The organism is Allobosea rubneri (genome assembly GCF_032464875.1).
Taxonomy (GTDB): Bacteria; Pseudomonadota; Alphaproteobacteria; order Rhizobiales; family Beijerinckiaceae; genus Allobosea; species Allobosea rubneri.
In genome coordinates, this window is record NZ_JAWDID010000069.1 from 20,014 (window position 1) to 28,963 (window position 8,950).

The following is an 8,950-nucleotide window of genomic DNA, read 5'->3' on the forward strand; positions in this document are numbered from 1 at the left end:
TCCGTTTGCTGAGGTAACCTGCCGCCATGCGACTCCTCATCGTCGAAGACGACGCCGAAGCGGCGGCCTATCTGGTCAAGGCATTCCGTGAAGCCGGCCATGTTCCTGACCATGCTGCCGATGGGCTGGAGGGCTACGCCCTCGCCCAGGGCGGCGGCTATGACGTGCTGGTCGTCGACCGCATGTTGCCGCGCATGGACGGACTCTCGCTGATCCGCTCGCTGCGCGAGCAGGACGACGCGACACCGGCGCTGATCCTCTCGGCGCTCGCGCAGGTCGACGACCGGGTCAAGGGCCTGCGCGCCGGCGGCGACGACTACCTGCCCAAGCCCTACGCCTTTTCCGAGCTGCTCGCCCGCGTCGAGGTTCTCGCCCGCCGGCGTGGTGCGCCAGCCTCCGAGCCGACGACCTACCGGGTCGGCGATCTCGTGCTCGACCGTCTCGCCCATCGCGTCACCCGCGCCGGCGAGGAGATCGTGCTGCAGCCGCGCGAGTTCCGCCTGCTCGAATATCTGATGAAGCATGCCGGGCAGGTCGTGACCCGCACCATGCTGCTGGAGAACGTCTGGGATTATCACTTCGATCCCCAGACCAATGTCATCGACGTCCATGTCTCGCGGCTGCGCGCCAAGATAGACAAGGGCTTCGAGCATGCGATGATCCACACCATCCGCGGCGCGGGATACATGGTCCGTGACACAGCTCGCTGATCCGGCGCCGGCCGGCGGCCAGCGCTTCCTGCCGAATCTGTTCCGCACCACCGCCTTCAAGCTGACGGCGGTGTATCTCGTCGTCTTCGCGCTCTTCGCCGCCTTCGTGCTCGGCTATGTCGCCTGGAACGCCAAGACACTGCTCGACGACCAGATCCGCTCGACCATCGATGCGGAGATCCAGGGCCTCGCCGAGCAGCAGCGCCTCGGCGGCATCAGGCGGCTGGTCCAGGTCATCGAGCGGCGTTCGCGCGGCCCGGGCGCCTCGCTCTATCTCGTGGTGACGCCGACCGGCGAGCGGATCGCGGGCAATATCGAGGCGCTGCAGCCGGGCACGCTCGACCGGCCGGGCGAGCGCGAGATCCAATATGCCCGTTCGTCGGAGGCGCTCGACCAGGTCAATCATGCGCTGGTGCGCGTCTTCATGCTGCCGGCCGGATTCCGTCTGCTCGTTGGGCGCGATGTCGAGGAGCGCGAGCGACTGCGCGTCATCATCAAGCGTGCCGCCGCCTGGTCGCTGGTGCTCGTCGTAGTCCTCGGCTGCTTCGGCGGCTGGTTCGTGGCAAGGCGCGTGCTCAAGCGCATCGACGGCATGACCGACAGCGCCCGCTCGATCATGGCCGGCGATCTCAAGGGTCGGCTCTCCATCTCCGGCACCGGCGACGAACTCGACCGGCTGGCGCTCAACCTCAACGCCATGCTCGACCGGATCGGCGAGCTGATGAGCGGCATGCAGCAGGTCTCCGACAATATCGCCCATGACCTGAAGACGCCGCTGACGCGCCTGCGTAACCGGGCCGAGGAGGCGTTGCGCATCGCAGAGACGCCGGAACAGCTGCGCGCCGCGCTCGATGGCTCGATCGACGAGGCCGACGGGTTGATCCGGGTCTTCAACGCGCTCCTGATGATCGCCCGTCTCGAGACCCGGCAGATCAGCGACAGCATGGCGCCGCTCGATCTCGCCGAGATCGTCGATGGGCTCGGCGAGCTCTACGAGCCGCTGGCCGAGGAGGCCGGGCTGTCGCTCTCGGTCGCGGTCGAGCCGGGCCTCTCGCTGACCGGCAACCGCGAGCTGATCGGTCAGGCGCTCGCCAACCTCATCGACAATGCCCTGAAATACGGCAAGCCCGAGGGCGACGCCCCGACGACTGTCGAGGTCACCGCGCGGCGCGTCGGCGAGATGGTCGAGCTCGGCGTCGCCGATCACGGCGCCGGCATACCCGAAGCCGATCGCGCCCGGGTGCTGGAGCGCTTCGTCAGGCTCGACAAGAGCCGCACCAAGCCGGGCTTCGGCCTGGGTCTCGCGTTGGCCTCCGCAGTGGCGCGCTTGCACGGGGGCGCGGTGCAGCTCGCCGACAATGCGCCGGGGCTGCGCGTGGTGATGTCCCTGCCGCTGGCGCCACCCGCTGTGGAAAGCCCGGCCGTGGAAGAGCCTGCGGGCTCGACTTCCCAGCCAAAGCCGGCAGGGTTCCAGTCGGCCTGAATCGGGCCGTTGCCGGGGAGAGGGCCCATGGGCGAGCCGCTATGCGAGCGCTTGAAGGCGGCGCCGGTCCTGCCGGCGCGGGCCAGCGCCGAGGCGCTGGTCGCGAGCGAATTGCTGGAGCGGCTCTATGACGCCGAGGCGGGGACGGCGCTCTCGGAATATCTTGCGGCGCATCCCGCCTCGCAGGAGCTGGTCGCCGGCATCCTCGCCCATTCGCCCTTCCTCACCCAGATCATGCGGCGTGACCCCGCCGGGCTGCTCGCATCCTTGACCGGCGATCCCGCCGAGCGCCGCGACGGCCTGCTGCGCGAGATCGCTACGGCTTCCAGGTCGGACACCGCGACCGCCGATCTGATGCGCGAGCTGCGCCGCTTCCGGCAGGCGATGGCCCTGCTCGTCGCGCTCGCCGATATCGGCGGCGCCTGGACGGTCGAGGAAGTCACGCAGGCCTTGAGCGCGACCGCCGACATGGCTGTGCGGCTGGCGAGCGAGCACGCCTTGCGCCAGGCGGCTGATCTCGGCCGGATCACCCTCCCGGATGCAAGCGAACCCGGCACCGGTTCGGGCCTCGTCGTGCTGGCGCTCGGCAAGCATGGTGCCGGTGAGCTGAACTATTCCTCCGATATCGACATCGTCGTCTTCTTCGATCCGGAGATGGCCGAGGCGGCCGGCGTCGCCGAGCCCTCGAGCTTCTTCGTCAAGCTCACCCAGCAGATCGCCCGCATCATCCAGGAGCGCACGCCGGACGGCTATGTCTTCCGCGTCGACCTGCGCCTGCGGCCCGACCCCGGCTCGACCCATGTCGCGGTCGCCCTGCCGACGGCCTATTCCTATTACGAAACGGTCGGCCAGAACTGGGAACGCGCGGCGATGATCAAGGCGCGCCCGGTCGCCGGCGACATCGATCTCGGCCGCCGCTTCATCGCCGATCTCGCTCCCTTCATCTGGCGCAAATATTTCGACTTCGCCGCCATCGCCGACATCCATGCGATGAAGCGGCAGATCCAGTCGGTGAAGGGCTTCGAGACGCTCAGCCTGCCTGGCCATAACGTCAAGCTCGGGCGCGGCGGCATTCGTGAGATCGAGTTCTTCGTCCAGACGCAGCAGCTGGTCTTCGGCGGCCGCAGGCCGGCGCTGCGGGGGCCGCGTACCCTCGATATGCTGGGCGAGCTCACCAAGGAGAACTGGATCAGTCCGCAGGCGCGCGACGAGCTGACGGATTCCTATTGCTGGCTGCGGACCATCGAGCACCGGCTGCAGATGCGCAATGACGAGCAGACCCAGACCCTGCCGGCTGACGCGAAGGATCTCGAAGCGTTCGCCCGCTTCTGCGGCTATCCCTCGACCGCGGCCTTCGACAAGGCGCTGACCGCGCATGCAAGGCGCGTCGAGAGCCATTACGCTCTGCTCTTCGAGGATGCGCCGAGCCTCGCCAGCGAGGCCGGGGCGCTATCCTTCACCGGCACCGAGGACGATCCCGAGACGCTCGAAACCCTGCGCAAGCTCGGCTTCCGCCAGCCCTCCCTCGCGGCCGAGACGGTCCGCGGCTGGCATTTCGGCCGCCGTCCCGCGGTCACCAGCGCCCGCGCCCGCGAGGTCCTGACCGAGCTCACCCCCGCCTTGCTGGTCGCGCTCGGCCGGACCACCGATCCCGATGGCGCGCTCGCCCATCTCGACAACGCCTTCGTGCGCATGCCGGCGGCGGTCGAGCTTCTGACCTTGCTACGCTCGCGCGAGGCGCTGCTCGGCATCTTCGCCGAGATACTCGGCAGCGCGCCGCGCCTCGCCAAGGTCGCGGCGCTTTACCCGCATGTGCTCGACGCCGTGATCGATCCGGCCTTCGGCGCGCCGAGCCATCGCCGCGAAACGGTGGCCGAGCGGGTGCGGGCGGTGGTCGGTACGCCGCCCAGCGTCGAGGAAGGACTCGACCGGATGCGCGACGCCGCGCGCCAGGAGAACTTCCTGGTCGGTGCCCGCCTGCTCTCCGGGGTGATCACAGCCGAGCAGGCCGGACATGGCTATGCGGCGGTCGCCGAGGCCTGCCTGCGGACCGCCTTCGAGGACACGCGTGCCGCCTTCGTCGCCGAGCATGGCGTAATCCCCGGTGCGGAGGCCGTCGTGGTCGGGCTCGGCCGGCTCGGGGCAGGGGAGCTGACGCCGTCCTCCGACCTCGACCTGATGCTGCTCTATGACCGGCCGGAGCATGCCGAGCCGAGCGATGGCGCCCGGCCGCTCGACCCCGTCACCTGGCATGTCCGCTTCAGCCAGCGTCTGGTCGCGGCCCTGACCGTGCCGACGCGCCGCGGCACGCTCTACCAGGTCGATCTGCGCCTGCGCCCCTCCGGCAACAAGAGCCCGGCGGCGACCCAGTTCGAGGGCTTCGTCGCCTATCATCAGGGCGAGGCCGAGATCTGGGAAGAGATGGCGCTGACCCGCGCCCGTGTCGTGGCTGGCGATCCGGCGCTGGGCCAGCGCGCGGCAGACGCCATCCGCGGTATCCTGCTGCGTCGGCGCGATCCGGCCAAGGTCGCCGCGGCGGTCGCCGAGATGCGTACGCTGATCGCCAAGGAGAAGGGCGAGTCCGACCCCTGGGATCTGAAGCTCGCCGCCGGCGGCCTGACCGATCTCGACTTCCTCGCCCAGTTCCTGGTCCTTGCCCATGCCCATAAGCACCCTGAGCTGCTGGCCCAGACCACCGCGGGGGTGTTCCAGGCGGCGAAGGGCACCGGCCTGATCGGCGAGGAGGATGCGCTGCGGCTCGCGGGCGCCGCGCGGCTGTTCGGCGACGTCCAGCTCTGGCAGCGCTTCACGGTGGAGGAGCGCTTCGATCCCAAGGCCGTGCCGGAGCGGGTGCTGCGCCGCATCGCGACGGCCGTCGGCCTGCCGGATGCCAAGGTGCTGAAGGCGGAGCTGGACGAAACGCGCGGGCGGGTACGGACGCTGTTCCGCCAGGTGCTTGGCGCGGCCAAGGGCTAGGAGAGCAGAGTCGGCGGTGTGCCGGCCCGTCGCTGTCAGGCCGCGACGAGGTCCAGCTCGGGGCGGATTTCGTGCTTCAGCGGCAGGTGCACCATCACGATGGTGCCGGAGCCCATGACCGAGCGGATGCGCAGGCCGCCGCCATGCAGCTCGGCCAGCGAGCGGGCAATGGCGAGGCCCAGTCCCGAGCCCTTGTAGCTGCGTGCCAGCTCGCCTTCGACCTGCTCGAAGGGGCGGCCGATCCGGCCGATCTTCTCAGGCGGGATGCCGATCCCGGAATCCTCGACATAGATGTTGAGCGCGCCCGGCGCCGGCCGCACGCGGACTGCGATATTGCCGCCCTCGGGCGTGAACTTCACGGCATTGTCGAGCAGGTTGGAGAGGATCTGGAACAGCGCATGCGAGTCGGCTTCGAGGCGCAGGTCGTTCGCGACCTCGCAGGAGAAGGAGAGCTGCTTGCGGGCGATCGCTTCCTGATGGGTGCGCGCAGCCTCGGCGATGACCGGGTCGAGCGCAACTTCGGCCTTCTCCAGCGTGACCTTGCCGGCCTCGATCTTGGCCATGTTCAGGATGTCGTTGATCACGGCGAGCAGATAGCCGCCGCTGGAGCGGATGTCGCGGACATACTCGTCATAGCGCTCGGAGCCGAGGTCGCCGAACAGGCGCGCTTCCATGATCTCGGAGAAGCCGATGATCGCGTTGAGCGGCGTGCGCAGCTCATGGCTCATATTGGCGAGGAATTCGGACTTGGCCCGGTTGGCGCTTTCGGCCGAGGCCTTCTGCTCGAGATAGAGCTCGGCGAGTTCGGCGAGTTGCTGGGCCTGGGCTTCCAGCTTCTGGCGCGAGGCTTTGAGGTCGGTCACCGAGGTCAGCAGCTGGTGCTCGGAGCGGGTCAGGCGCTCCTCCTGCTGCTTCAGCGTGGTGATGTCGGTGCCGACCGAGACCGAGCCGCCATCCTTGGTGCGGCGGCCATTGATCTGGAGCCAGCGGCCGTCGGAGAGCTTGGCTTCGTAGGAATGGCTGCCGGGCTCGGCGCGGGAGCTGCGAACCGGCTCGCGGTCGACGCTCGGCTGAGCGCTGCAGTTCATGATCGCGTCATAGCTCGCCCCGGTGCGGACCAGTTCCGGCGGCAGCTGGTGGAGCTGCTGGTACTTGGCGTTGCAGAGCACGAGCTTGCGGTCGGCGTCCCAGAGCACGAAGGCTTCCGAGATCGCCTCGACGGCGTCGCGCAGGCGTGCGTCGGCGGTCGCGGTCCGGGCGGCCATGCGATGCTGCTCGGAGATGTCGACGACGATGCCGACGAGATGGCGGGCGCCGGTGCGGCGGTCGATCACCAGCTCGGCGCGGGCCTTCAGCCAGATCCATTGGCCGCTGGCGTCGCGGACGCGGAATTCCTGGTCGAGATGGGTGGCCTCGTCGCGGCTGATCGCGTCGGCCAGTGCATAGAGGTCGGCATCCTCTGGGTGGATGAAGGCGTTGACCTCGCCGAAGGACATGAACTCGCCCTTCCGGTTGTAGCCGAGCATGGCGTACATCGAATCCGACCAGTAGATGCGGCCCTTCGCCAGATCCCAATCCCACAGGCCGCAATGGCCGCGGCTGAGCGCGGTGTCGATGCGCTCGCGTACGCAATCGCAGTCGTCGTCGGCGGCGCGGGCGCGCTTCGACTGCAGGATGAAGGCGAGCGTGATGCCGGCGAGGACGATGCCGGCCGAGGCGAACAGCACCAGGATCGAGCGGCTGCGCTCGTCCCAGAGCGAGAGGGCGCGCTTCACCGGCTGGAGCACGGCGACCTGGCCGAAGGGGGCGGCGAGGTTGCGGACGGTCGCGAAGGCTTCGAGGCCGCCGGGCAGCATGATCTTCATAACGCCCGCACGTTCGGCGAACACGGTCAGCGCCTGGGCGGGGCCGAGCAGTTCGATCAGGCTGCGGCTGGCGCCACCGAGCATCGGCTCGCTGGCGACCAGCACGCCGGATGCGTCGCTGACATGGACGATACGGCCGCGACCGGCGATGTGCTTGGTGCTCAGCGCCGCGAGAACCGCGCGCAGATCCTTTTCGTTCCGCGAGGCAAGATCGAGCTCTCGTGCCAGCAGTGTGGCAAGAATATCGAGGTCGTTTGCTGTGTCGGCGAGGGTATCGTCGCGCAGGGCGCTGGTCTGGACATAGGCGCCGAGCGCCATGATCACGACGAAGCAGGCGACGAGGGCTGGAATGACCTTGCGGAAAGCAGGTTCCAGCTTTTCGAAGCGCTGGTAAAGCGGGTGCGTCAACGTTCTTGCAACACCAAGAATTGAGCCCGCGCGCACGTGTGCGCAAGCCGCGTTTGCACGCGTCATGCCCGTCCCCCTTCGGAAGCGATGTACCGTCAGTAAGATCGGGAGACGTGCCGCATCCCCGAATCAGTTTCAGTTGAATCCGGGGGCGGCCTTTTGTCTAGCTTTGAGTTGAGTAGTACACTCACTTTACGCGCTATGGTTGCTTAAAATTGTCGATGAATCCTGTGCGCGTAATGATCCGTTAACCTTTGTGGCAAGCGGCCTCGCAGCCGCCTGCCGGAAGTCGCGTCAGGCCAGCGAGCGAGCCGCGATATCGGCGACGTCGCGCGACAATCCGGGCGTCGCCGCGACCATGGCGAGTGCGCTGCGCGCCTTCTCGCGGCGGCCATCCTCGAGCATGCGCCAGGTCTTGAACGAGCTCAGCAGCCGCGAGGCGACCTGGGGATTGGACCGGTCGAGCTCGATCACGATTCCGGCAATGAAGCCGTAGCCGGCGCCGTCGGCGCGGTTGAACTGGGTCAGATTGGCCGCGAGGCCGCCGATCAGCGCCCGCACGCGGTTGGGATTGCCAAGCGAGAAGGTCGGGCTCGCCATCAGCGCCTTGACCCGGTCGAGCGTGCCCGCCTCGGGGATCAGCGCCTGCGCCATCAGCCATTTGTCGAGGACGAGCGGCTCGCCGGCATAGAGTTCAGAGAAACGGGCGATCAGCGCCTCGCGCGCCTCACCCGGGATCAGCGTCATGGCGGCGAGCGCAGCGAGCCTGTCGGTCAGGTTGTCCGCCTCGGCGAACTGCGCCTGTGCCAACTTGCTGGCATCCTCGGGGGTAGCGAGGGCCAGCAGGCCGAGTGCTTCGTTGCGCAGTGCCCGCCGGCCGGCCGGGCCGGCGGCCGGCGAATAGGGGCCGGCCTCGCGCAAGCTGGAATGCAGCTCAGCGAGCGGCTGCGCGAGCGCGATGCCGATGCCGCGCGAGAGTTTGCGGTGCGCGGCGAAGACGGCGTCGGGATCGACGTTGCGGCCGATCTCGCGCGCGATGTCGGCCGGTCCCGGCAGGCGCAGCACCTGTGCGGCAAAGGCGGGGTCGGCAGTGGCGGGGGCGGCGAGAAAAGCCTTCAGCGCTTGCGCCAGCTCGCCAGCCTTGTCGTCGAGTTCAGAGAGGTCGCCGCCCGCGCCGGCGCGCACCAGCGCCCGCGTCGCCACGGTCTGGAACGCCTGCCAGCGATTGAAGGAATCGCTGTCGGCGCTGAACAGGCGCAGCAGCTCGGCGTCGCCGAGGTCCAGTTCGAGCCGCACCGGCGCGGAGAAGCCGCGCAGCAGCGAGGGGGCCGGCGCTTCGCTGAGCCCGGTGAAGGTCACGCTCAGCGAGGGCTCGTCGAGCACGACGACGCCGCCGACCTCCGGCCAGACGGAGAAGGCGCCTGTCGTCATTCCCGTGGCGCTCGGCCTCGTCGGCAAGGATGGCGACCTGCCGCTCAACAGCCTCTCGCCGGCGCTGAAGGCCGGCG

5 protein-coding genes are annotated in these 8,950 nt (G+C 68.7%); 3 read left to right on the forward strand and 2 right to left on the reverse strand.

Features of this window, described 5'->3' with window-relative positions; translation table 11 throughout:
* Nucleotides 1–26: 26 nt before the first annotated feature.
* From RKE40_RS26470 to RKE40_RS26480, 3 genes are read left to right on the forward strand one after another with little or no spacing between them, the layout of a single operon-like run.
* Nucleotides 27–710 carry a response regulator transcription factor gene (locus RKE40_RS26470; protein ID WP_066470705.1) on the forward strand — a complete coding sequence of 228 codons (684 nt, stop codon included), beginning with the start codon at nucleotides 27–29 and terminating at the stop codon, nucleotides 708–710.
* A complete protein-coding gene (locus tag RKE40_RS26475) occupies nucleotides 694–2,193 on the forward strand; it encodes a HAMP domain-containing sensor histidine kinase (protein ID WP_316021160.1) in 1,500 nt (499 codons plus the stop codon). Before RKE40_RS26470 ends, RKE40_RS26475 begins: the two co-directional genes overlap by 17 nt.
* Before the next feature lie 27 nt (nucleotides 2,194–2,220).
* Nucleotides 2,221–5,169, forward strand: a complete 2,949-nt coding sequence (locus tag RKE40_RS26480; RefSeq protein ID WP_316021161.1) for a bifunctional [glutamine synthetase] adenylyltransferase/[glutamine synthetase]-adenylyl-L-tyrosine phosphorylase — start codon at nucleotides 2,221–2,223, stop codon at nucleotides 5,167–5,169.
* Between the two features lie 35 nt (nucleotides 5,170–5,204).
* On the opposite strand, the gene RKE40_RS26485 is transcribed toward RKE40_RS26480, so the two are convergent.
* Together RKE40_RS26485 and RKE40_RS26490 are read right to left on the reverse strand one after the other, a co-directional pair.
* Nucleotides 5,205–7,442 carry a PAS domain-containing sensor histidine kinase gene (locus RKE40_RS26485; protein ID WP_316021162.1) on the reverse strand — a complete coding sequence of 746 codons (2,238 nt, stop codon included), beginning with the start codon at nucleotides 7,440–7,442 and terminating at the stop codon, nucleotides 5,205–5,207.
* A 294-nt stretch (nucleotides 7,443–7,736) separates the two neighbouring features.
* The gene (locus RKE40_RS26490; RefSeq protein WP_390893540.1) at nucleotides 7,737–8,801 is read right to left on the reverse strand and encodes an aminopeptidase N C-terminal domain-containing protein; all 1,065 of its coding nucleotides are present in this window, start codon (nucleotides 8,799–8,801) and stop codon (nucleotides 7,737–7,739) included.
* Nucleotides 8,802–8,950 lie beyond the last annotated feature (149 nt).

Coding starts and splice junctions, on each gene's coding strand:
- RKE40_RS26470 (WP_066470705.1), top strand. CDS start 27: ATGCGACTCCTCATCGTCGAAGACGACGCCGAAGCGGCGGCCTATCTG.
- RKE40_RS26480 (WP_316021161.1), top strand. CDS start 2,221: ATGGGCGAGCCGCTATGCGAGCGCTTGAAGGCGGCGCCGGTCCTGCCG.